At 73.8% G+C, this 24,351-nt stretch carries 13 protein-coding genes and 1 pseudogene; 10 read left to right on the top strand and 4 right to left on the bottom strand.

From position 1 onward, the window contains the following. From ACIBJC_RS20075 to ACIBJC_RS20055, 5 genes are read left to right on the top strand one after another with little or no spacing between them, the layout of a single operon-like run. Positions 1 to 927: a DUF4132 domain-containing protein gene (locus ACIBJC_RS20075; protein ID WP_399294068.1), complete on the top strand. Its 927-nt coding sequence runs from the start codon at positions 1 to 3 to the stop codon at positions 925 to 927. After that, the gene (locus ACIBJC_RS20070; protein WP_399294065.1) at positions 924 to 6,008 is read left to right on the top strand and encodes a hypothetical protein; all 5,085 of its coding nucleotides are present in this window, start codon (positions 924 to 926) and stop codon (positions 6,006 to 6,008) included. Before ACIBJC_RS20075 ends, ACIBJC_RS20070 begins: the two co-directional genes overlap by 4 nt. A 59-nt stretch (positions 6,009 to 6,067) precedes the next feature. Then, positions 6,068 to 7,264, top strand: coding sequence for an AAA family ATPase (locus ACIBJC_RS20065; RefSeq protein ID WP_399294277.1), 1,197 nt, complete (start codon positions 6,068 to 6,070; stop codon positions 7,262 to 7,264). Then, positions 7,251 to 11,036: a DUF5682 family protein gene (locus ACIBJC_RS20060; protein ID WP_399294062.1), complete on the top strand. Its 3,786-nt coding sequence runs from the start codon at positions 7,251 to 7,253 to the stop codon at positions 11,034 to 11,036. The genes ACIBJC_RS20065 and ACIBJC_RS20060 overlap by 14 nt, the downstream gene beginning before the upstream one ends. Beyond that, on the top strand, positions 11,033 to 12,880 hold the full coding sequence (locus ACIBJC_RS20055) for a hypothetical protein (protein ID WP_399294059.1): 1,848 nt from the start codon (positions 11,033 to 11,035) through the stop codon (positions 12,878 to 12,880). The genes ACIBJC_RS20060 and ACIBJC_RS20055 overlap by 4 nt, the downstream gene beginning before the upstream one ends. A gap of 82 nt (positions 12,881 to 12,962) precedes the next feature. Here the strand turns inward: ACIBJC_RS20055 and ACIBJC_RS20050 are convergent. Next, positions 12,963 to 13,166 (bottom strand): annotated as a pseudogene (locus ACIBJC_RS20050) (transcriptional regulator); the annotation flags it as partial. A gap of 102 nt (positions 13,167 to 13,268) precedes the next feature. On the opposite strand from ACIBJC_RS20050, the gene ACIBJC_RS20045 reads away from it, so the two are divergent. From ACIBJC_RS20045 to ACIBJC_RS20035, 3 genes are all read left to right on the top strand, one after another. Next, positions 13,269 to 13,832 carry a hypothetical protein gene (locus ACIBJC_RS20045; protein ID WP_399294057.1) on the top strand — a complete coding sequence of 188 codons (564 nt, stop codon included), beginning with the start codon at positions 13,269 to 13,271 and terminating at the stop codon, positions 13,830 to 13,832. Between the two features lie 143 nt (positions 13,833 to 13,975). Further along, the gene (locus ACIBJC_RS20040; protein WP_399294274.1) at positions 13,976 to 14,614 is read left to right on the top strand and encodes a vancomycin high temperature exclusion protein; all 639 of its coding nucleotides are present in this window, start codon (positions 13,976 to 13,978) and stop codon (positions 14,612 to 14,614) included. A 71-nt stretch (positions 14,615 to 14,685) separates the two neighbouring features. Beyond that, a complete protein-coding gene (locus tag ACIBJC_RS20035; protein ID WP_399294055.1) occupies positions 14,686 to 15,474 on the top strand; it encodes an aminotransferase class IV in 789 nt (262 codons plus the stop codon). 32 nt (positions 15,475 to 15,506) lie between these two features. Here ACIBJC_RS20035 and ACIBJC_RS20030 read toward each other — a convergent pair whose 3' ends face one another. Then, a complete protein-coding gene (locus tag ACIBJC_RS20030) occupies positions 15,507 to 16,286 on the bottom strand; it encodes a sulfite exporter TauE/SafE family protein (RefSeq protein WP_399294053.1) in 780 nt (259 codons plus the stop codon). A gap of 192 nt (positions 16,287 to 16,478) precedes the next feature. On the opposite strand from ACIBJC_RS20030, the gene nirB reads away from it, so the two are divergent. Both nirB and nirD read left to right on the top strand, forming a co-directional pair. Then, a complete protein-coding gene (gene nirB, locus ACIBJC_RS20025) occupies positions 16,479 to 19,028 on the top strand; it encodes a nitrite reductase large subunit NirB (RefSeq protein WP_399294050.1) in 2,550 nt (849 codons plus the stop codon). Then, positions 19,025 to 19,402, top strand: coding sequence for a nitrite reductase small subunit NirD (nirD, locus tag ACIBJC_RS20020; RefSeq protein ID WP_399294047.1), 378 nt, complete (start codon positions 19,025 to 19,027; stop codon positions 19,400 to 19,402). The genes nirB and nirD overlap by 4 nt, the downstream gene beginning before the upstream one ends. Before the next feature lie 229 nt (positions 19,403 to 19,631). Here nirD and ACIBJC_RS20015 read toward each other — a convergent pair whose 3' ends face one another. Next, positions 19,632 to 20,651: an ArsR/SmtB family transcription factor gene (locus ACIBJC_RS20015; RefSeq protein ID WP_399294045.1), complete on the bottom strand. Its 1,020-nt coding sequence runs from the start codon at positions 20,649 to 20,651 to the stop codon at positions 19,632 to 19,634. Between the two features lie 572 nt (positions 20,652 to 21,223). Continuing rightward, positions 21,224 to 23,971 (bottom strand): pyruvate, phosphate dikinase, encoded by a 2,748-nt coding sequence (gene ppdK, locus ACIBJC_RS20010; protein ID WP_399294042.1) that lies wholly within the window; start codon positions 23,969 to 23,971, stop codon positions 21,224 to 21,226. Positions 23,972 to 24,351 lie beyond the last annotated feature (380 nt).

The following is a 24,351-nucleotide window of genomic DNA, read 5'->3' as shown; positions in this document are numbered from 1 at the left end:
ATGGGCTGGATCGAAACGACGGGCGGCTACGCCGTCGCGCTGGACGGCACGAAGGTGGTGTGCCGCAATGCCGCGGGGCGGGCGCTGAAGCAGGTGCCACCCAAGCTCAAGGACGATGCCGAGGTGGTGCGGCTGCGGCAGCTCGCCGAGTGGCTGGAGCGGCACGAGCGGGAGTGCCGGGAGCAGGTGGACGGCTGGCTGGTGCGGTCGCTGCCGGTCCCGGTGGCACTGCTGGCGCGGGTGTGGCCGGATGCGGCGTGGCTGGCGGTGCTGCGCGATCTGGTGGTGGCGCCGGTGGCCGCGGACGGCTCGGCGGACACCGCGCGCGCCGGTTTCCTGCGGGACGCGGATCCGGTGCGGGGGCTGGGGATCGTCGATCTGGACGGGGACTCGGTGCGGCTGGATCCGGCGGAGGTGGAGACGGTGCTGCTCCCCCACCCGGTTCTCCTCGAAGACCTCTCGGAGCTGCGGGAGTTCGCCGCCGAGCTGGGTGTGGAGCAGGGGGCTGAGCAGCTCTTCCGCGAAGTGTGGCGGCGCCCGGACCTCGCGGGGGCCGGAGGGTCCCCCGAGGGGGCCGGAGCTGCCGGGGCCGCCGGGGCGGAGGTGTGGCGCGCGTACGCCGACGGGAAGTTCACGCAGCTCCGGCACGCCACGGCCCGCGCGGTCCAGCTCGGCTACCGGGTGCGGGGCGGCCAGGCGATCTGTCCGCTGGTGGAGGACGGCCGCGCGCTGGAGGCGGCGTACTGGCTGGGGGACGACTACCCCGACGGGGAGACCGTGACGGGTGCGCTGGAGTGGCGTGACGCGGCGGGGCGGCGGCTGCCGCTCGCCGAGGTGGGGCCGGTCGCCTGGTCCGAGGGCGAGCGGATGGCCGCGCTGGTGTACGCGGGCCGCGTGGTCGAGAGTGACGAGGAGAAGGCGCTGTGAGCGACGCACGACCGCAGGGGAATCAGGCTCCGGGCGAGCCGGCCGGGTCGGCCGGTGCCGCCGGGAAGCCGGTCAAGGTGCTGCTGGACGCCGGAGGGGTCCTGCCGTACGGGGCCGGCGCGGAGGGCGATGTGCTCACGGCGCGGGCCTACGCACACCCGGCGCTGGACGGGCGCGCGGTGGTCCGGCTGGTGCCCGAGGCGATCGGGGCCGCCGAGGACCTGTCGCTGGAGTACCTGGGGTTCGGCGCGGCGCGGGCGGAGCCGGTCGGCCGGGTCAGGCGGCAGTCGCTGGGCTTCCCCGCCTGGGCGCTGGTGAACGATCCGGGAAACGGGCATCACGCGCTCGCCGTGGTCAAGGAGATGGAGCGGCTGACCCGGCTCGTCGCCACCAAGCCGGGGCTGGCGAAGGAGGGGTTCGACGAGATCGGCGAGCGGCTCGACCGCTCCGTACCGCACTTCCTGCCCACCTACTACGAGCAGGTGGCGCGGCTCTTCCTGGGCGTCGAGTCCCGTCAGCACGCCTCGGTGTTCTTCGGCAAGGCGCGGGCGGCGGAGCAGCGGCACGCGCTGGAGGTGGACGAGAAGCGGCTGCGTGAGGTGTTCCTGGAGTTCGCGGGGGCGGGCGCGCTGAGCGGCAAGGCGCTGCGTGAGCACGCGAAGGCGCTGACGGTCCGGCTGTCGGCCCAGGAGGCGTACGGACAGTTCCGGGCGGTCTCGCTGGAGCGGTGCGCGGCCGGACTCGCCCCGTACGCGGGGATGCTGGAGGACCTGCGGCGGCTCGCGAAGGGCGCGGGTCTGGACGTGGCGTCCGAGGAGCGGTCGCTGCTCCAGGAGATCATCCACACGGGTCCGATGAACCGGGCGGCCGGGAGCTTCTGGAAGTCGGCGCTGCCCGCGCTGACCGCCGTCGCGGCCGAGGACCGCTCGGTGCGGGAACGGCTGCTGGCGCTGACGCCGTCCGCGGGCGGCGACCGTCCGGAGGAGTTCGACGCCTCCTGGCTGGAGTTGCTGGACCGGTGCGGCGCGGTCGAACTGCTGGTGGACGGCACGGTTCCGGCCGCCGAGTGGCTGTCGGCGTGGGCCGGACACCGCGGGCGCGGCTGGCGTGACACGCGGCGGATCCCCGCCGAACTGGCGCTGGTGGAGCGGCTGGTGGACCGGCTGGTGGCGGACGGCACGCCGGTGCGGCTGCTGAGGAACCGCGGGCGGCGCGTCATGGCGGACCTGGATCTGCTCGACGCGTGTCTGGCGTGGGGTGTGCCCGTCGCCCCTCCCGCCGCGGACGCCCGCCATCTCCACCTCGGCGAATGGCTGTCCGACCGGTCCGAGGGGGGCCGGGACCTGGCGGCGCTGGCCGCCGACCCCGGGTTCGCCCCGCTGCTGCGGGCCGGTGTGGAGGAGGCCGCGGACAACGGCGACGCCACGGAGCAGCTCGGAAGGATCGCCGACCACCCGGCGCTGCGCACGGCGCTCGTGGGGTGGCTCGGTGACCGGGCGGACGATCTGTCGCGGCCCTTCGGACTTCCGGGGCTGGACGACCAGTTGCGGCGGCTGAGCCGCTTCTCGTCCCGCCAGGTGCTGGCCTCCGCGCCGGAGGCGGTCGCCCGGATCACGGCGGTCTCGCCCGCCTCCGCCCTGGCGAGGACGCTGCGCGCGGGCATCCTGGACGAGCTGGGCTGGCCCGCGCTGGAGGAGGCCCTGCCGGGGCTCGGCAAGGTCGAACCGAAGTCGTCGGGCCGGCGGTACAGCTACGGGGTGGACGACTGGTACCGGGTGCGGGACGCGTGGCCCACCCTGCTGGTGCGCCTCAACGCGGAGGCCGTGGCCGTGGGGCCCACCGAGGTCGTCGACCGACGGACCCTCACCCTGCCGACCACGTCGTCCGGCGACTGGAGCGGGACGGCGGTCCACTACGTGGGCGGCCAGTGGCTGGTCGCCCAAGGGCACGGTGACGACCGGCGGGCCGTGTGGTCCGGGCGTCCCGCCGAGGTGTTCACGCCCTCGGGCGGGCTGTCCGACCACTGGCTCGACATCCGGCCGTCGCTCGAACTGCCCGACGGCGGACGCTGCTACGGCGGCCGGCCGGTGTACGCGGGCGACACCTCGTTCGCTTCGGAGCACCGCCCGGTCGCCTCGGACGGCATCTCCGTCTGGGTGCTGCACGAGAACCGGTGGTGGGAGTACGACCCGGAGTCCGCCCGCAGGGGCCGGACCTCAGTGCCGGGCTTCTTCGACTCGGCGCTCGCGGACGGCGGCGTACAACTTGTGGAGCGCGCGTGCCGGCTGCTTCCCGCAGGGCCCGGTCAGGAGTCCTCGCCGTTCGGCACCAAGGACGGGCTGGTGGGGTGGTGGATGGTCCACGACCCGAAGGCGGGGACGCTGACGGCCTGTTCGGTGGACGGCAGCCGCAGCCCGGCCGTGCCGCTGCCGGCGGGCACGCCGCCGGAGCATGCCCGCGCCGGACTTCCCGTACCGCCGCTGCGGCTGCCCGGCGGCGCCGTACTGCACCCGCGGGAGTCGACCGGATACCGCTCCGGGATCAGTCTGTACGACGCGGAGGGCATCCATCTCGCCAAGGTGGAGGAGGGCGCTCAGGGCGGCGTCCACGCCGCCGGGACCCCGCTGGTGGCGCCGTTGGACCACTGGCACGCCCTGCGCCCCCGTGACGAGCGGGGCTCGGCCGTGCTGCGCGCGGTGACCGACGAGGACGCTGCGGCGCTGCTGGCCGCGGTCGGCGAGGGAACGCACGCGGAGACGGAGGCGAAGGCCGGGGCGGCCGTGCGTGAACTGCTGCCCGGGATCTCGCACCCGGCGCTCGTGGCGGGCGTCGCCGGACTGCTGGTGGAGGCGGCACGCCAGGGCAGGCGCGTACGGACCCTCGCGGCGCGGGCCGCGGGGGACGCCTCGGAGGGGCAGCGGAAGCCGGAGGTGCTGCACGCCACCGACGACGTGCTGAGCCAGGCGTTCAACGGCTTCGTCCTGGACCCGTACTCCCACTACTGGTTCAGGCCGGGGGCGAACACGGCGGTCGTCGAACAGGTCCGGCGTATGCGGGAGATGACGGCGCCGGGCGCGGTCGCCGGGCGTACGGGCCTGAAGGAGACGAACGTGGGGTGGGCGACGCTGGGCGGGGTGGGCATGGCCGCGCTCGCGGTGCGCGCCGCTTCGCCCACCACGGACGAGAAACGGCGCGCCGCGCTGCTGGAGTTCCTGGACACGGCACTGTCCGTGGAGGCCGGGGGCGCCGCGGCCTCCAATGGTGGGGCGGGTGGTGAGGCCGGTGGTGACGCCCTGCTGATCGACCCGCGCGGCCGGCTGCGCACCGTCGAACTGCGCGCCCCGGCGAAGGGGGACGCGAAGGCGTCCCGCGGAGAGGTACGGCACGCGGGAGCGCGGCGGCTGCTGGTCCTCGGCCATGTGCGCGACGACGACGAGGACGCGTTCTGGCACGCCGTCGAGTACGACCCCACGGGGGCCTTCGGCGGCTGGGACGGCTGGACGGTCGTCGCGTCCGCGGTGCTGGGCACGGCCGACGACCCGCCGCGGGCGCCCGTGGTGCGGCGTCTGGTGGAGCTGGTGCGGGAGCGCGGGCCGATGCCGTACCGGCCCGAGTGGGCCGTGGACTTCGCGGACCGGGTCGGGACGACGTCCGTCGCGGCCACCCTGCTCCAGCTCGGCTCCCCCGGGCGGAGCGGCTACCAGGGCGGGGGCGACGCCCTGACCGCCGAGTATCTGGAGCCGCTGGCCGCGAAGAGCGCCGAGGTCCAGGTGGGGCGCGCCGCGCTCGGCACGCTGAGCAAGGAGGAATCGCGCACGTACACCGCGCTGCTGCTGCCCGGGGATCCGGCGCGGGTGGCGGAGCTGTGGACGGACGGCTTCGCGGTGGAGCCGGTGGCGGACGCGTGGATCGCCGCGCGCGGCCGGCGTCGGGCGACACCGGCGTCGCTGATCCGGCGGATGGTGGCCGAGGACGGCGGCGGCACGGCGGTGAACGACGCGCTCAACCCCGAGCTGCTGGCCGCGCTGACGGGCCGCACCGAACAGCGCATGGTCGACGGGGAGCTGGAAGCGGCCGACGAGCACCGGCTGCTGACAGGAGAGAAGTTGCGCGAGCTGGTCGACGCGGTGCGCTGGCTGGCGTACCGGCTGCCGTACGGCGACCCGCTGCGCGCCGTCCTGCCGACGACGGTGCGGATGGTGCGCGAACGGCTCGCCGACCCGGGTCTGCTGCTGCGCCTGGGCGTCGACCGGGACTCGGCGTGGGACGCGGTGTCGCCGCGGCTGCGCGAGGCCCACGGGGTGACGCCGAAGCGCGGGACGGACGAGAAGGAGCTGTTCGAGCTGACCCCGGCGCTGGTGCTGGCACCGGACCGGTACCACCGGGGCACGGATGCGATCTGGGTGCGCCCGGCGGCCGTCCTGCCGGCGGCCTGGGCGGCGGCCGGGGACGGCGGTTCGAACGCGGAAGGCCCCGGCGGCAGGGGGGCGGGCGGGCCCGACCATCCCGATCTGAAGCTGCTGACGGCGACGGCGGGCGACGCGCCCGCGCTGGTGGCGCTGCGGGCGGTGCTGAGCGAGGAGTTCATGGAGCTGGCCTCGGCGGGCGGCGCGCCGGGGGCACAGCAGAATCCGTGCCACAGCGTGCCGGAGCTGGTGGCGGAGGTCGCCGAGCGGTTCGGGCTCTCCGGTGACGCGGCGGCGCTCTATCTGATGCTGCTCGCGCTGCCCGATCCGACCGACAGGAACCAGACGGCCTGGACCGGCTGGAAGCCCGCCCGGATGAAGAAGGCGCGGGCCGAACTGGCCGCCACCGACCTGGTGGTGGAGGCCAAGCGGGCCAGGGCGGGGCGGTCGCTGTTCCTGCCCGGGGGCTGGCTGGAGGCATCCACTCCGCGGCTTCCCTCGGAGAGCTGGAAGACGACGCTGCTGGCGTGGGAGATGCCGGGGTTCGTGGTCGGCCACCGGTCGGTGGAGCGGATGTTCGAGGCCGCGTGGCGGCGGGTCGCCGAGGGGGACACGCCGGGTTACGAGGAGTTCCAGGGCCGCGGCGGTCGCGGGCGCCGGGGAGGCCGGCGATGACGGACGCGGCGACGAGTGGCATGGGGTCGGGCAAGGGCACGGAGAGGGACGGCGGAGAGATGGGTACGGAGACGGGCGGGGGCGTGGGTACGGACACCGCGCGGCACGCGCAGACGGGTCCTGGGGCGGGGCCGGGGCGCCAGGTGGAGCTCCCGGAGGACCGGTACGCGGCGGAACTGGCGTTCCTGGCGGCGTACGACACCGGACCGCGACCGCCGAGCTGGCGGCTGACGCCGCGCGCGGTGGTGCAGTTCATCTGCGGCTCGGGCGGCGAGCCGCTGCGCTCCCCGGGCGGCGAACAGCTCGTCGTACCCGCCAAGTTCGTGGGCGACCGGTCGCTGGTGGAGCGGTGTGTGGTGACACTGGCGGGCGAGCGCGGGCTGCTGCTCGTCGGTGAGCCGGGCACGGCCAAGTCGATGCTCTCCGAGCTGCTGGCCGCCGCCGTCTGCGGCTCCAGCACCCTCACCGTGCAGGGCACCGCGGGCACCACCGAGGACCAGCTCCGGTACGGCTGGAACTACGCGATGCTGCTGGCCAAGGGCCCGAGCAGGGACGCCCTGGTGCCCTCCCCGGTCCTCACGGCCATGACGCGGGGCGCGGTGGCCCGGGTCGAAGAGGTCACCCGCATGCTGCCGGAGGTGCAGGACGCGCTGGTCTCGCTGCTCTCCGAGCGACGGATGTCGGTGCCCGAACTGGCGGGCGGAGACGGCGCGGAGGGGACGGTGCACGCGGTGCCCGGCTTCACCCTGATCGCCACGGCCAACCTCCGGGACAAGGGCGTCTCCGAGATGTCCGCCGCGCTGAAGCGGCGGTTCAACTTCGAGACGGTCGGCCCGATCGACGATCTGGAGGCCGAGACGGCGCTGGTGCGCGCCCAGGCTACGGCGGCACTGGAGCGCAGCGGCACACAGCTCCTGGTGGACGACACGGTGCTCGAAGCGCTGGTGACAGCGTTCCGGGAGCTGCGGACCGGCCGGAGCGCGGAGGGGTGGGAGATCGAGCGCCCCTCGACGGTGATGTCGACGGCCGAGGCGGTCCATGTGGCCACGTCGATGGGGCTGGGCGCGGCCTACCTCGGCGGGGGCCGGGACGTCGTACGGACGCTGCCGGGCCATCTGCTCGGCACCGTACGCAAGGACGACCCGGCCGACCACGCACGGCTGCTGGGGTACTGGGACGGCCCGGTCCGGCGCCGTGCGGAGGCGGGGGCCCCGCTGTGGCGGACGCTGTGGGAGCTGCGCGATGAACTGGGTTGAGCCGGGGGTCGATGAGGCGGGGGCCGATGGGGCGGGGGCCGATGGGGCGGGGGTCACGGACGCGCTGGACGCGCTCGCCGGGTGCCGGGAGCCGTATCTGATCGGGGTACGGCACCACTCCCCCGCGCTGGCGGCGGCCGTACCGGCGATGCTGGCGGAGGCGGCGCCGGAGGTGCTGCTCGTCGAGCTGCCGGAGGAGTTCGGGCCGTGGCTGCCGTATCTCGCCGACCCGGAGACGGTGCCACCGGTCGCGCTGGCGGGTGCCACGGGCGGTTCGGGCGGAACGGGTGGCTCGGGCGACGGGATGGGCGAGGGCCTGGTGTTCCTGCCGTTCGCGGAGTTCTCGCCGGAGCTGGCGGCGATCCGCTGGGCCCGGGAGGCGGGGGTGGAGGTCGTCGCGTTCGACCTGCCGCTGGCGGCGCGCGCACCGGCACGCGGCCAGGAAAAGGAAGGGGAAGGGGAAGGGGAAGGGGAAGCGGAGGAGGGGCGGACGCGGGGACGGGGGTCCGGTGCGGCCCCCGGTACGCTCGCCGCCGCGTTGCGGGCGCGGGCCGGGGGACGGTCGGGCGACGACCTGTGGGACCGGCTCGTCGAGGCCACGGCCCCCGGGTCCGGCGCGGAGGCGCTGCGCCGGGCCGCGCTGCTGGTCGGCTGGGCGCTGCGGGCCGACGCGGGCGCGGTGGACCCGTACGACCTGCGGCGTGAGGCGAACATGCGGCGGCGGCTGGCCGAGCACCGGGGTCGCCGTACGGCCGCCGTGATCGGCGCCTTCCACGCGCCCGCGCTGCTGCCGGGCGGCGCCGGGGCGGACCCGGCGGACACGCGCGGGGCAGACACGGACGGGGCCGTGGAGGGCGTGGCGAGGGGCGGGGGTGCCGGGGAGGTCGTCACCTCGCTCGTGCCGTACACGTACGCCCTGCTGGACGAGCGGTCCGGCTACCCGGCGGGGATCCGGGATCCCGAGTGGCAGCGCGGGGTGTTTCTCGCCGCCGGGGATCGCGCGCTGCTGGACGACCTGCTGACGGCGAGCGCGGTACGGATCTGCGCGGCCGTACGGGACGCCGGGCATCCGAGCGGGCCTGTCGACGCCCGTGAGGTCGTTCGGGTCGCGAGGGACCTGGCGGCGCTGCGCGGGCTGCCCGCCGCCGGGCGCGGGGAGTTGGTGGAGGCGGTGCAGACCGTGCTCACCCAGGGCCGGATGCTCGGGCGGGGCCGGGTCGTGGCCGCCGCCATGGAGAAGGTCCTGGTCGGCTCGCGGCAGGGCAGGACGGCCCCCGGCACTCCGCGTTCGGGGCTGGGACCGGCCGTCGAGGCGCTGCTCGGCGCGTTGTCGCTGCCCGATCCGGCCGACCCCGGCCCCCGTGAGCTGCGCCTCGACGCGCACCGCGGCGAACTGGACCGGCGCCGGGAGGTGTGTCTGCGCCGGCTGGCCGCCTGCCGGATCCCGTACGGGGAGGAGGGCGAGGTGGCGGGCGTGGGCGACGCGGCCCCGCTCACCACGCGCTGGGTGGCGGCCTGGACCCCGTCGACGGCCGCGATGCTCGATCTGGCGGGTGTGCACGGGGTGACGCTCGATCAGGCGACGACCGGGATACTGCGCCGCCGGCGCGCGGCGGAACAGCGCGCGGGCGGGCCGACGGCGGCCGAGGTGCTGGCCGGTCTGACGGAGGCGGCGCGCTGCGGGCTGCCCGAACTCGCGGCGGAGCGGCTGACGGAGACGGCCGCACTGCTGCCGGAGTCCGGCACCCTGCCCGAACTGCTGGCGGGGCTTGCCCTGTTGGACCGGATCAGGTCGGGCCATCTGCCCGGGCTGCCGGCGGGGTGGGAACGGGTGGCGCTCGACGCGGCGTACGAGGAGCTGGCCACGGCCGGGGTGCGCGCGCTCGACGGGCTGGCGGGCTCCACGGACCCGGCGGACGCGCGCGCGTTGGTGTCGCTGGCGGACCGGGCGACGGCGACGCTCGCCCCGGGCGGGGGCGGCGGCGGTGGAGGGCTACGGCTCGACGCGGCGCTACGGCGGCTCGACACCGAGGGGACACCGCTGATCCGGGGCGCGGCGGGGGCGGCCCGGGTGCTGCTGGGGCAGCGGGAGGCGCCGGAGTTCGGCGTCCGGGTGGCGTCCCGGGTGGACGGCGCGACCACACCCGAGCTCCGCGCCGATCTGGCGGGCTTCCTGCGCGGGACGCTGCTCGCGGCGGGCCCGCTGCTGGAGACGGGCCGCGCGCTGGACCCGCTGCTGGAGCGGGTCGTGTCGCTGCCCGACCGTGCCTTCCTCGACCGGCTGCCCGCGCTGCGGGCGGGCTTCGACATCCTCTCCCCCGCGGCCAGGTCCCGCCTGCTGAGCGCGGTGCGGGACCGTACGGGCCTCGCCGCGGGCACCCTCCCGTCCGCCCTCTCCGACCCGACGGCGCTGGCCCTCCTCGCCTCGGCGGACCTGGCGGGCCGGGAGGCCCTGGCGGCGAGGGGGTTGGGCGGTACGACGGCTACGACGGCGGACCCCGAGGAGCGGGCGGGCGCGGCGGCCGGCCGGCCGGGGCGCGGGCCTTCCGCGGCCGCGGGGCTCACCGGGGCGGGTGCCCCCGAAGGCCCTCCGGCAGTCGCCTCGGAGGACGCTTCGGAGGACGCCTCCGTGGACACGGGGTCGGCTCTCGGCGCCGGTGAACGGTGGCGGTTGCTGCTCGGGAAGGGGCGGGGGCTGAGCGGACACGCCGGACGGATCGCCGGGGCGCTCGACGAGTTGTACGGATACGGGCGCGGCGAGGGCGCCCGGGGCGAGGAGCGGACCGGGGACGGAGACGGGAACAGGGGCGGGAGCGGGAACTCGTACCCCGATGTGCGGTCCTGGTCCGAGGAGTTGTCCGCGCTGTTCGGGCCCGGCATTCGCGAGGAGGTGCTCGCCGCGGCGGCCGACGCAGGCCGGCTCGACGCCGCCCTCGAACTCGACCCGGCGGCGGCCCGGCCCTCCGTGGAGCTGCTGCGTACCGTCCTGTCGTACGCGGGCGGTCTCCCCGAGCACCAGCTCGCCCGGCTGCGGCCCCTGGTGGCGCGGCTGGTCGCCGAGTTGACCGAGGCGCTCGCCAACCGGATGCGTCCCGCGCTGACCGGGCTGGCGCATCCGCGCCCGACCCGGCGCCCCGGTGGCCCGCTGGACCTCTCCCGTACGCTGCGCGCCAATCTGGCGACGGCCCGCCGGGACCCGGAGACGGGCGCCGTGACGGTCCTGCCCGAGCGGCCCGTCTTCCGCACCCGGGCCCGTAAGTCGGCGGACTGGCGGCTGATCCTGGTCGTGGACGTCTCCGGTTCGATGGAGGCGTCCACGATCTGGGCGGCGCTCACCGCCTCCGTACTGGCCGGGGTACCGGCGGTCAGTACGCACTTCGTCGCGTTCTCCACCGAAGTGATCGATCTGACCGACCAGGTGGACGACCCGCTGAACCTGCTGCTGGAGGTCCGGGTCGGCGGGGGCACGAACATCGCGCGCGGACTGCGGCACGCCCGTGAGCTGATGACCGTGCCGTCCCGCACGCTGACCGTGCTGATCAGCGACTTCGAGGAGGGCGGCCCGGTCTCCCCGCTGCTCGCCGAGGTACGGGCGCTGGTCGACTCGGGGTGCCGGGTCCTGGGCTGCGCCTCACTGGACGACGCGGGACGGCCGCGCTATTCGACGGGCGTGGCGGGCCAGTTGGTGGGGGCGGGCATGCCGGTCGCGGCGCTGAGCCCGCTGGAGCTGGCCCGCTGGGTCGGCGAACAAGTAGGAGGGGCACACCGATGACGGATTCCGCCACTGGACCCGCGGTTTCCGCGGCCGTACTGCCGCCCGTGGCCGCCGAGGTCGCGGCCGGGGCGCTCGATCTGCTGCCCGCCCGGCTGCGCAAGCGGGTGGACGGGGCGGTCGCGAAGGCGGTCGGCTGGCCCGTGGAGGCGACCGAGGAGGGTGTTCTCGTCCGGGTCGCGGAGGACACCGCCGTCACGCTGCGGGTGACGGGCGGGATCGTCGCCGACGCGGGGAGCGCGGTGTGCGACTGCCTGCTGGCCCCGGCCTGTCTGCACCGCGCGGCCGTGCTGTCCAGCGCGCCCCTCGCCCTGGGGGGCGGGGCGGCGGAAGACGGGGAGGAGGGCGCGGAGGGCCCCGGCGGATCCGTCTCGGAGGAGCCCGGAGTTGAGGTGGAGGGAGCTGAGACGGCCGAAGTTGGCGCGACGGGTGGGGGCGGGCCGTCTCGGCTCACCACCGGCCAGGCCGACGCGCTCGGCGCCCTGCGCGAAGCCGCGACCGCCGTGCTCGTCTCGGGTGTCGCCGGGTCCGGCGCCGTGCACCGCGCCGAGCTGCTGCACGCCGCGCACTCCGCGCGCCTGGCCGGGCTGTCCCGGCCCGCCGCCACCGCCGTCCGGATCGCCCGGCAGCTCGGTGAGGCCCGCTCCGACGACCCGGCGTTCCGGCTGTCCGCGCTCTCCGGCGAACTCGCCGAACTGCTCGATCTGGTACGCCGCCCGGCCGACGCGGCGGCGCCCGCCCGACGCGACTACCGGTCCGAGGGGCCGCTGCGGCTGTACGGGCTGTTCACCGAGCCGGTCGTCACGGCGTCCGGCTACGCGGGCGCGACGGTGTACGCGCTCGCCCCGGACGGCGCGCTCCGTACCCGCTCGGACGTGGCTCCCGGCGGGCCCGGCCGGGCCCTCCAGGCATCGGGGACACCGCTGCCCGGCGGCTGCGCGCTCACGCTGCGGGAGTTGGGCGACGGCGGCGGGGTGATCCTGAACTCGCCGACCGTCTCGCCGGACGGGCGGATCGGCGGGGGCGGGCAGGTGCGTTCCGTACGGGCCGCGGGGGCGGGGTGGCGGGAGGCGCCGCTCGCCGCGCTCTGGGAGCGGCCTCCCGCGGCGCAACTGGCCTCGGCGCTGGCCTGGTTGGCCGATCCCTTCGACTCCCGTGGCGCGGGCGGCGATCTGCTGTTCCTCGACGGCACCGTCACTGTCACCGGGCCTGGGCACGGCGGCGCGGGCACGGGGTTCGCCGTGTCCGGTGGGCCCGTCCTGCGGCTGGCGGCCCCCGACGAGCGGCCCGAGCTGCCCTACGCGGAGAACCTGGCGCTGTTCGCCACCCGCCCCGGGCTCGCGCTGCGGCTCGTCGCCCGGGTCGTACCGGACCGCCCCGACGTCGTGCACGTACTGGCCGCGTCCTGGACGGGCCACGACGGGGAGCCCGTCCGCGCGGACCTGGGGCTGCGCCGGCTCAACCGCTCGCACATCCCCGCCGTACGGGACGCGCGGCCCGCTTCACCCACGCCGGCCGCGCCGTCAGCGCTCCCCGTCGAGCTGGATCTGCTGCGCCGGGCCGTGGACCGTGCCGTGGCGGGCGGGCGCGCGGTCTCCGCCGCCGCGGTGGCGGACGAACTGCCCCGCCGGCTGCGGGCCGTGGGCCTGACCACCGGCGCGCAGCGCGCCCTCGCCCTGGCCGAGGCGGCGGCGGACCGCCGCCACGACGTGCTGGGGCGGCTGCTCCCCGCCGATCCCGAGGGCTTCGCCCTGGCCTGGCTCGCGGCGTCGGTGTACACGGCTGCGGCGACCGAAACGCTGCTGCTGGCGGCCTGGTCACCGCCGGAGATATCCGTCGGCTGACCTCCCGGACCAACCGGGCCGACGGGACCAGCCGGGCCGACGGGACCGACCGGGCGGGCGGGACCCACCGGTCGCCTGCGATCGGGTGGCGCAGCACCTTGTTTCCCCTGGTGCGGCCGGCGACGTGGTGGTCGCCCCACCAGCGGCGGAAGTCGTCGTCCGCCAGGGAAAGCTCACCCACGAGACGTACCATGCGCTGGTCCTGTGGATTGCGTCCGGCTTCCCTGCGGAGCATGGCCCTACGGAAGCGCGACGTGCGTGAATCTGAATGACGCGACCGCGGGATACCTGCGTTTCGGCCTTCTGGAATTCATTTTCCGACCCTGCGGCAGGCACGTGAAACTACCTCCACGATTTTACCCTCCCCACGAAAGAAGAGGAAAAGGGGTTGAAGACGGACATCGCCTTCCTCGCCAACAGCCTGAAGCTCGCCGGACGCCTCTACACGCCGGACGGTGCCGCCGAGGGCCGGCGCCGCCCCGCCATCGTGGTCGGGCACCCGACCACGGGCGTGAAGGAGCAGACCTCCGCCCTGTATGCCCAGAAGCTGGTCGACATGGTGCCCGAGTCGGTCGACGACTCGACCCCTGCGCTGGTCCGGGAGTTCCACGACTACTACAAGACGCCGCGCGCCCACCACCCGCGCGCGACCAACACGTACGTGCTGCGCAGCGTCGACCAGCTCGACCAGTTCGACGCTTACGCCGACGTCGACAAGATCGCCCCGCGTCCGCTGCTGATGATCGCCGGCGCTGAAGCCGCGACGCTTCCCTTCAGCCAGGGTAAGTCCTCGCGCGAACCATTCGCCGCCGCTGATCGTCGTACAGGAAGGTGGCCGCCCGGGACCACCGAGCCGGGACCACCGGCCCGGGACACCGATTCGGGACCACCTCTGGGGGGAACATGCCGCTGCCGAGACCGGCGAAGGCGCGGAAGTCGCTCACGGCAGTGAAGGCGCTGACGGGGCGGAAGCTGCGTGGGCTGAAAGTGCGTGGGCGGAAGCTGCGTGGGTTGAAGCCGCTTGGGCTGAAGCCGGCGGGGCTGAAGGCACTGCTGGGTGAGCCACGCCTGCGGCGGCGCGCCGTGCAGGCCGCCATGCTGGCCTGTGTGTTCGCGCTGGCGCCCGCGGGCTGGATGCACGCGGTCGCGGACAGCCGTGTCCGTACGGTCGCGGACGCCCCGGCCAGGGACGTCGCCGTGGTCTTCGGCGCCGGGCTGCGGGAGGGCCGTCCTTCGCCGTATCTGGCCCACCGGCTCGACGCCGCCGCCGAGTTGTACCGCGCGGGCCGGGTGAAGGTCGTGCTGGTCACCGGCGACAACAGCCGGGTGGAGTACGACGAGCCCGACGCCATGCGCGCCTACCTCGTGGAGCGCGGCGTGCCCGACCGGCGGATCGTCAGCGATTACGCGGGTTTCGACACCTGGGACTCGTGCGTGAGGGCCAAGAAGATCTTCGGGGTCGAGCGGGCGCTGCTGGTGACGCAGAGCTTCCATGTCCGGCGCGCGGTGGCGCTCTGCGGTACGGCGGGGATCGACGTGTACGGCGTCGGGGTCGCGGAGCCGCGCAACGTGACGTGGTACTACGGCGCGGTACGGGAGATCTTCGCCTCCGGGAAGGCGGCGGCCGACGCCGCCACGGACCGGCAGCCCACGTTCCTCGGGCCGGCCGAACCGGGGGTGACCGAGGCGCTGGACCACGCCCGTACGGTCGCGGTCGGCCGGTACGTTCCGTAGCCACGGGGGAACCCGTCGCCTCGACCAGGAGTGAGGTCGGGCCATGGCCACGTCCGGCATACGGTGGGGGTATGACGACGCCTCCGCCCCTGCTGGTGACCGAGGTCGACGGACGGCCCGCCACCGCCGACGACCTGCGTCTGCGCGCGCTCGACTCGTACGGGCACTTCACCGCCCTCCAGGTCAGGGACGGCAGGACCCGCGGCCTCGCCCGGCACCTCGCCCGGCTGGACTCCGCGACCCGCGAGCTGTTCGACACCGGGCTGGACGGAGAGCGCGTACGGGAGCTGCTGCGGCACGCGCTCGGCACGGTACGGGACGCCTCGGCCCGCGTGTACGTCCACCAGCAGGACGGCACGCCCGAACCGACGCTGATGGTGACCGTACGGCCGCCCGTGGACCTGGCCGAGCGGGCGCAGGGCCTGACGTCCGTCACGTACGAGCGCCCTGTTCCGCACATCAAGCATCTCGGGAGCTTCGCCCAGATCCACTACGGGCGGCTGGCGCGGCGCGCGGGCTTCGACGACGCGCTGCTCGTCGACGCGGCCGGGGTGGTGTCGGAGACCGCGATCGCCAATGTCGCCTTCTGGGACGGCACTTCGGTGGTCTGGCCGGACGCCCCGGCCCTGAGCGGCATCACCATGGCGCTGGTGGAGCCGCTGCTCCCGGCCACCGGGCTCCGCTCCGTACGCCGTGAGGTCACCCTCGCTGAGCTCTCCTCGTTCCGGGCCGCGTTCGTCACCAACTCGCACGGAATCGCGCCGGTCGACCGGATCGACGGGACGGTCCTGCCGGGGGACGAGGCGCTGGTCAAGACGGTGCGCGAGGTGTACGAGGGCGTGGCGTGGGACCGGATCTGAGCCACGACAGAGGTCGGCCGTAGCAGGCGCCCTCACGCCGTCCACTGGTCGAACGCGAGCTTCGCGACCAGCGAGAACACCACCACCAGCAGCACCCCGCGGACGAACTCGCTGCCCTTGCGGAGCGCCATGCGCGCGCCGAACATCCCGCCCGCCAGGTTGAAGAGCGCCATCAGTCCGGCGAGCTGCCACAGCACCGTGCCCTGGTAGGCGAACATGGCGAGCGCCCCGGCGTTGGTGCAGACGTTCACGATCTTCGCGGTGGCGGACGCCGTCACCAGATCCAGATGGAGGACGGCGGTGAGCCCCAGCACGAGAAACGTTCCCGTACCCGGCCCGAAGAGTCCGTCGTAGAAGCCGATCCCGCCGCCCACCAGCACGATCGCGAGGATCGTCCGCTGCCGCCCCACCGGGGCGCCCGCCTGCTCCCGGCCGAACGACGGCCGCAGCATCACGAAGGCGGCGACTCCCAGCAGCACCACCATGATCACCGGCCGCAGCGTCTCGCTGCTGATCCCGGCCGCGAAGAACGCGCCGGCCATCGACCCGGCGAGGGCCATGAGCCCGATCCGTACCGCCGTCCCCACATCGACCGGCGCCCGGCGCGCGTACGTGACCGCCGCGCCCGTGGTGCCGACGATGGCCACGGCCTTGTTGGTACCGAGGATGTGCGCGGCGGAGGTGTGCGGCAGGCCGAGCAGCAGCACCGGCAGGAGCAGCAGCCCTCCCCCACCGACCACGGCGTCGATCCAGCCCGCCGCCGCGGCGGCGAGGCAGAGCAGGACGAGCACGGTCAGCGATATGTCGGGCATGGTCGTGACCTTATGAAGGGGGTACGTGCCCTGTCCAACGACATCCGCGGCCACCTCCTCCCACTCCTGCCCTCACACCCGCGCGCCGACCGCGCTGAGCGCAGCGTTCCGTCCGGGAAACGGCGGCGATGCGGCCGGGTAACAGCCGCCGCGCAGGCTTCCAGCCACGACCTACCGATGGAGGCCCCCGAGATGTCCACCCCCACGATCGTGGTCGTCGGCCACGGAATGGTCGGCCAGCGGTTCCTGGAGGCCCTGGCCGAGCGCGGCGTGACCGAGCAGGCCCGGGTCGTGGTGTTGTGCGAGGAGCCGCGCCCCGCCTATGACCGGGTGCGGCTCAGCTCGTACTTCGACGGCCGTACGCCCGAGGACCTCGCCCTCGCGGAGCCGGACTTCATGGAGCGCCACTCCATCGAGCTGTATGTCGGTGACCCGGCCGAGAGCGTCGACCGCGCCGCGCGCACGGTCACCTCGCGGGCCGGGCGGGTCTTCTCCTACGACTCGCTCGTGCTGGCCACCGGCTCGTACCCCTTCGTGCCGCCGGTGCCGGGCAAGGAAGCGACCGGCTGTTTCGTCTACCGCACGATCGAGGATCTGCTCGCGATCGAGGAGTACGCGATGACGGCCCGCACCGGCGCGGTCGTCGGCGGCGGGCTGCTCGGTCTGGAGGCGGCGGGCGCGCTCAAGGGGCTCGGACTCGCCACACACATCGTGGAGTTCGCCCCCCGGCTGATGCCCGTGCAGATCGACGACGGCGGCGGGGCCGCCCTGCTGCGCACCATCGAGTCGATGGGGCTGACCGTCCACACGGGCGTGGGGACGCAGGAGGTGACGACGGACGCCGACGGGACCGTCACCGGTATGGCGCTGTCGGACGGCACCTCGCTCGACACCGATCTCGTCGTCTTCTCGGCGGGCGTGCGCCCGCGCGACCAGCTCGCCCGCGACGCCGGTCTGACGGTCGGCGAGCGCGGCGGGGTCGCGGTCGACGCACAGTGCCGTACCTCCGACCCCGCCGTCTTCGCGATCGGCGAGTGCGCGCTGGCGTCGGACGGCCGGGTGTACGGGCTGGTGGCGCCCGGGTACGAGATGGCGACGACGGTCGCGGACGTCCTCGCGGCGGACGGGGCCCGCGCGGACGGGGGCGGTTTCACCGGCGCCGATCTGTCGACCAAGCTGAAGCTGCTGGGCGTGGACGTGGCGTCGTTCGGTGACGCGCACGGCGCCGCCCCCGGCTCCCTGGACGTCGTCTACTCCGACCCGCAGGCCGGTGTCTACAAGAAGCTGGTGGTGGACGGGGCGGGCACCCTGCTCGGCGGGGTGCTCGTCGGGGACGCCGACGCGTACGGCATGCTGCGCCCGCTCACCGGGAGCGTTCCGCCGGTCCCCGCCGCCCAGTTGGTGGTGCCGGCCGGGATCGGCGCACCGGCGGCGATGGGCCCGGAGGCGCTGCCGGACGAGGCGGTGATCTGTAGCTGTCACAACGTCAGCAAGGGCGCCATCTGTGCCTGTTCATCACTCCCCGAGGTGAAGAAGTGCACCAAGGCGGGTACGGGGTGCGGCAGTTGCGTCAAGGTGATCGGCCAGTTGCTGGCCGCGAGCGGCAACGGGCCTGCCGACCAGGGGCTGTGCGGCTGTTTCCCGTACACCCGGAGCGAGTTGTACGAGATCGTCCGCACCCTGCGGGTCACCTCGTACGCCGGGCTGCTCGACTCGCACGGCCGCGAGGGGGCGCGCGGCGGTGACGGCTGCGAGATCTGCAAGCCGACCGTCGGCTCGATCATCGCCTCGCTCGCCCCGGCGCTGGGGGTGAGCGGTTATGTGCTGGACGGCGAACAGGCCGCGCTCCAGGACACCAACGACCACTTCCTCGCCAACATCCAGCGCAACGGGTCGTATTCGATCGTGCCGCGGATCCCCGGCGGCGAGGTCACCCCGGAGAAGCTGATCGTGATCGGGGAGGTGGCCCGGGACTTCGGCCTCTACACGAAGATCACCGGCGGCCAGAGGATCGACCTGTTCGGCGCCCGCGTGGACCAGTTGCCGCTGATCTGGACGCGGCTGGTGGACGCGGGCTTCGAGTCGGGGCACGCGTACGGGAAGTCGCTGCGTACGGTCAAGTCCTGTGTGGGGCAGACCTGGTGCCGCTACGGCGTCCAGGACTCGGTGAAGATGGCCATCGACCTGGAGCTGCGCTACCGGGGGCTGCGCTCGCCGCACAAGCTGAAGTCGGCGGTGTCGGGGTGCGCGCGCGAGTGCGCGGAGGCGCGCGGCAAGGACTTCGGGATCATCGCCACGGCGAGCGGCTGGAACCTGTACGTCGGCGGCAACGGCGGCGCCGACCCGCGCCACGCGGATCTGCTGGCGCAGGACCTCGACGACGACGGGCTGATCCGGCTGATCGACCGGTTCCTGATGTTCTACATCCGCACCGCCGACCGGCTGGAGCGTACGTCCGCCTGGCTGGAGCGGATCGAGGGCGGTCTGGACCATGTGCGGGACGTGGTGGTCCATGACTCGCTGGGGCTCTGCGCGGAGCTGGAGTCGCTGATGGCGGCGCATGTCGCCGGGTACCGCGACGAGTGGGCGGAGACCATCAACGACCCGGAGCGACTGCGGCGGTTCGTCTCGTTCGTCAACGCGCCCGACGCGCCGGACCCGTCGGTGAAGTTCGTACCGGAACGCGATCAGGTCAAGCCGGACCTGGTCTTCCTCACCCTGGAAGGGGCGACCGCCCGATGACCGCATCAGACACGCTGGAAGTACTGCTCGTGGACGGTACGTGGTTCCCGGTCTGCGGGGTGTCCACGCTCACCCCGGGGCGCGGGGTGGCCGCGCTGCTGCCGGACGGCCGTCAGGTGGCGCTGTTCCTGGACCGGACGGGGCGGCCGTACGCCGTATCCAACCGGGATCCGTTCTCCGGAGCGTATGTCCTCTCCCGGGGCCTGACCGGCACGCACGAGGGGCGGTTCTTCGTGGCGTCCCCGCTGCTCAAGCAGCGCTTCGAGCTGGCGACCGGCCGCTGCCTGGACGACGAGGAGGTCGCCGTCCAGGCGTACGAGGTACGGGTACGGGCGGGGGTACGGGACGAGGCGCTGGTGGCCGCTACGCCGTAGTGCAGGCGGTGCCGTTGAGCGTGAAGGCGCCCGGGGCGGTGTTGCCGCCGCTCCTCGTTTGGATCTTGCTGGGCTCGCGTGCCCTGGCACCGCGCCTCGCGGCGTTGACGGTGGCCGCCGCGAGGGCACGGGCTCCGGGGCCGGGTCCGGTCAAGGCGCGGAGATTCCTCACGATCGTCCCTCACCGGCTCCCCGGCCTTCCGGCCTTCCGGCCTTCCGGCGGGATCGCCTACGAGATGACCGGCCCCCCGGCGTAGAGCCCGTCCGCCGTGGCACGGCCTCGCAGGAGGGCCGTGCCCAGCGGGGTCACCGTGTGCAGCACGGCGTTGCCGTGGCGCAGGGTGACGACGAGGCCCGACTCCCGCAGCACACAGGCGTGCTGGCTGGCCGAGGCGAGCGACACGCCTGTCCTGCGGGCGAGTTCGCTGGTGGTCGCGCCCTGCTCGATGGCCTGGAGGACCGCGGAGCGGGTGTGGCCGAGGAGCCGGCCGAGGGTGGGGCCGCAGCGCTCCGCGGCGGCGGGCGCGTCGGAGTGGGTGACCGGGTAGACCAGCACGGGCGGCAGCCCGGGATCTCGGGGGACCACCGCCGTGGAGCGGCAGAAGAAGGACGGCTGGAGCAGCAACCCGCGTCCGTCCAGGCGCAGTTCGCGTTGTACGGGATAGTCGGCCTCCAGGACGGGGCCGGACCAGCGCAGCATCGGCGGGAGCGTGGCGAGCAGCCGGCCCGCGCCGCCGTCGAGCAGGGCCCGGCCGCGCAGCGCGCGGTCACCGTCGACCCTGGCCCGGATCTGCGGCCAGTACGGCTCGACGGCGACGCGGTAGTACGTACGCAGCACCTCCACGAGCCGGGCGAGACAGCCGGGGCCGCCGTCGGCGAGCGGGGCGAGGCGACGGCCGGGATCCTTGCGCGCCGGGCGGGCTCCGCCGACGGCGAGCAGGGCCAGTTCGGCACGGACCCGCTCCTGCGGGGTCGCGCGCAGCGCTTCGAGGCCCGCCTCCATGCCGAGGCGGCCTTGCGCGGGGGTGAGGAAATCCGGGAAATAGCCACGCTGCGGAACGAGCGCCGAGAGCAGGCTTGTTTCACCTTTCAACCTGGTACGCGTTTCCTCGCGCCATTGCCCGTAGACAAGCGGTCCGCGCCGATCCCGTATTCGATGAAAACTGAGAATCGTCTCCCACAGCGGATCGGGCCCGGCAGCCATCCTGACCCCACCCAGGTCTTTGCCGGTGAAATGAATACGCAGCACTTCTCATCCCCACCTGTTGCGTCCACCATCGCGCCCCATCACTGAGTATGCATGCCATCACCTGCTGTTACCACGGTGTTTCAGCCACAGTTGAAACGCGTCGCGGAGGCCCCTCGTCCAGCGAAAAGCTGTACCTCGTCGGGCATGAAACCTGAACGACCGAAAAGGCGTGACGAAGGCCGTGGGGGGCTTTGCGCGCTCGGCGGCGGTCGGTACGGGTTGCGGCTCCATGCCCGGCTCGCGTAATGGGCACGGCCGGTGGGTGGGGATCCTCCGGCCGTGCCCCTCTCCGCTGATTGTTATTCAACGCCGCCAACGCCGGGCCGTGTTCACCGGCCGTGCGGGAACCGCTGTCGAATTCCCCGCGCGGGGACGTCAACGGGGATGTCTGCGGAGACGTCAACGGAGACGTCTGCGGGGACGTCAGCGGAGACGTCACAGGGGCGGGCGCACCGCACAGCACGCCCGCCCCCTCTGTACCCCGGGGCCGCCCCGCCGGCCCGGCGAGGGTGAGGGATGAGCCGCGGAAGCGGCCCCGGTGTCCGGTACGGGGCCACGGCGGCCCCGGGTCCCTACCGCGAGTCGCTGCCGGCCGACTCCGCCGCCGCGCGCCCCGCCTCCAGCCGCGCCACCGGGATCCGGAACGGCGAGCAGGAGACGTAGTCGAGGCCGACCTCGTGGAAGAAGTGCACCGACTCCGGGTCGCCGCCGTGCTCCCCGCAGACGCCCAGCTTGAGCCCGGGGCGTGTGGCACGGCCCGCCTCGGCGGCGCTCCGTACCAGCGCGCCCACGCCGTCGCGGTCGATGGTCTCGAACGGCGAGACCCCGAAGATGCCCTTCTCCAAGTAAGCCGTGAAGAAGCTGGCCTCCACGTCGTCGCGGGAGAAGCCCCAGACGGTCTGGGTGAGGTCGTTCGTGCCGAACGAGAAGAACTCGGCGGCCTCCGCGATCTGCCCGGCGGTCAGCGCCGCGCGCGGCAGCTCGATCATCGTGCCGAGCGCCAGCTTGAGTTCGCAGCCGGTCGCGCGCTCGACCTCGCAGATGACCTGCTCGGCCTCGTCCCTGACGATCTCCAGCTCCTGGACCGTGCCGACGAGCGGGATCATGATCTCGGGGCGCGGGTCGCCCTTGGCGTTCTTGCGCTCCGCGGCGGCCTCCGCGATGGCCCGTACCTGCATGGCGAAGAGCCCGGGGATGACCAGGCCGAGCCGGACCCCGCGCAGCCCGAGCATCGGGTTCTGCTCGTGGAGTTTGTGCACGGCCTGGAGGAGGCGCAGATCGTTCTCGTTGTGATCCTTGCGGGCCTCGGCGAGGGCGACCCGTACCGACAGCTCGGTGATGTCGGGCAGGAACTCGTGCAGGGGCGGGTCGAGGAGCCGGACCGTCACCGGCAGGCCGTCCATCGCCTCGAACAGCTCGATGAAGTCCTTCTTCTGGAGCGGCAGCAGGGCACCCAGTGCCGTTTCCCGCTCGTCCTCGGTGTCGGCCAGGATCAACTTCTCGACCATCTCGCGCCGCTCGCCGAGGAACATGTGCTCCGTACGGCAGAGCCCGATGCCCTGGGCGCCGAAGCGGCGGGCGCGCAGGGCGTCCTCGGCGTTGTCGGCGTTGGCGCGTACGCGCAGCCGGCGGCGGCGGTCCGCGTACGCCATGATCCGGTGGACGGCCTCGACCAGTTCGTCGGCGTCGTCGGCGCCCGCGTGCATCCGGCCCTCGAAGTACTCCACGACGGGCGACGGCACGACGGGGACCTCACCGAGGTAGACCTTGCCGGTCGAGCCGTCGATGGAGACGACGTCGCCCTCCTCGATGACGGTGGAGCCCGCGGTGAGCCGGCGCGCCTTCGTGTCGACCTCCAGCTCCTCGGCGCCGCAGACACAGGTCTTGCCCATGCCGCGGGCGACGACGGCGGCGTGCGAGGTCTTGCCGCCGCGCGAGGTGAGGATCCCCTCGGCGGCGATCATGCCTTCGAGGTCGTCGGGGTTGGTCTCGCGGCGGATGAGGATGACCTTCTCGCCGGAGCGCGACCACTTGATGGCGGTGTACGAGTCGAAGACGGCCTTGCCGACGGCGGCGCCCGGCGAGGCGGCGATGCCGCGCCCCAGCAGTTCGCGCTTGGCGGCCTCGTCGAAGCGCGGGAACATGAGCTGCGCGAGCTGGGCGCCGTTGACGCGCTGGAGCGCCTCGGCCTCGTCGATCAGCCCCTGGTCCACGAGCTGGGTGGCGATACGGAAGGCGGCCCCGGCGGTGCGCTTGCCGACGCGGGTCTGGAGCATCCACAACTGGCCGCGTTCGATGGTGAACTCGATGTCGCACAGGTCCCGGTAGTGGGTCTCCAGGGTCTCCATGATGGCCAGGAGCCGCTCGTACGACGCCTTGTCGATGGTGGCGAGTTCGGCGAGGGGGACGGTGTTGCGGATGCCCGCGACGACGTCCTCGCCCTGCGCGTTCTGGAGGTAGTCGCCGTAGACGCCCTGGTGGCCGCTGGCCGGGTCGCGGGTGAAGGCGACGCCGGTGCCCGAGTCGGGGCCGAGGTTGCCGAAGACCATGGAGCAGATGGTGACGGCCGTGCCGAGGTCACCGGGGATGCGTTCCTGGCGGCGGTAGAGCTTGGCGCGGTCGGTGTTCCAGGACTCGAAGACCGAGCGGATCGCGAGATCCATCTGCTCGCGCGGGTCCTGCGGGAAGTCCCGGCCCGCCTCGCGCGTGACGATCTTCTTGAAGTGCTCGACCAGTTTCCGCAGGTCGGCCACGGGCAGATCGACGTCGGTGGCGGCCTGCCCGGCCTGCTTGGCCTCGTCGAGCGCGTCCTCGAAGAGCGCGCCGTCGACGCCGAGCACGGTCTTGCCGAACATCTGGATCAGCCTGCGGTACGAGTCCCAGGCGAAGCGCTCGTCGCCCGCCTGGGCGGCGAGCCCGGCGACCGAGGCGTCGGAGAGGCCGACGTTGAGGACGGTGTCCATCATGCCGGGCATGGAGAACTTGGCGCCGGAGCGCACCGAGACGAGCAGCGGGTCGTCGGACTGGCCGAGCTTCTTGCCCATCCGGGCTTCGAGGGCGTCGAGATGGGCGCTGACCTCGTCGCGCAGGGCGGCCGGTTCCGTACCGCTGTCGAGGTAGATGTTGCAGGCTTCCGTGGTGATGGTGAAGCCGGGCGGGACGGGCAGCCCGAGGTTGGTCATCTCGGCGAGGTTGGCGCCCTTGCCGCCGAGGAGATGCTTCAGGTCTTTGTTGCCCTCGGTGAAGTCGTAGACGTACTTGTCGGAGCGTTCGGCTGTCCGCTCCGAGGCGGCTACGTGGGAATCACTGTTATCCGGCACGGTCTCGACTCCTCGACGACGCGGTGGCTGACCTGGCTGGCGAGGAACATACCCAGATCGAAGGTGCCTGGGTACGGCCACTTAACTGTCATACGGCCTTAACCGCCCGTCCGCCACCGGATCGAAAGCGCCCCGGCGGCGACGGGGCGCGCGCCGCTCCTTCACGCCTCGAAGCGGGCATGACCCGGACATGACTTCCCGCGCTCAGATGAGCATTGACATCGACGTCTGAGTTCACTTCTTGAAGACAGAAGGGGTGGCACGGCGTGCCACCCCTTCCAGAGGTACAGCCATCACGCCACCACTCAAGATCCGCTCATCTGAGCTTCCCCTTCATCAAACGTGGCGAGAATCACGCCCTCGACACGCCTCCCGGGCGC

This window comes from Streptomyces sp. NPDC050509 (assembly GCF_044457965.1).
GTDB lineage: Bacteria > Actinomycetota > Actinomycetes > Streptomycetales > Streptomycetaceae > Streptomyces.
Note: the sequence above shows the minus strand (reverse complement) of the source record. Positions and strands in the feature narration are given on the sequence as shown.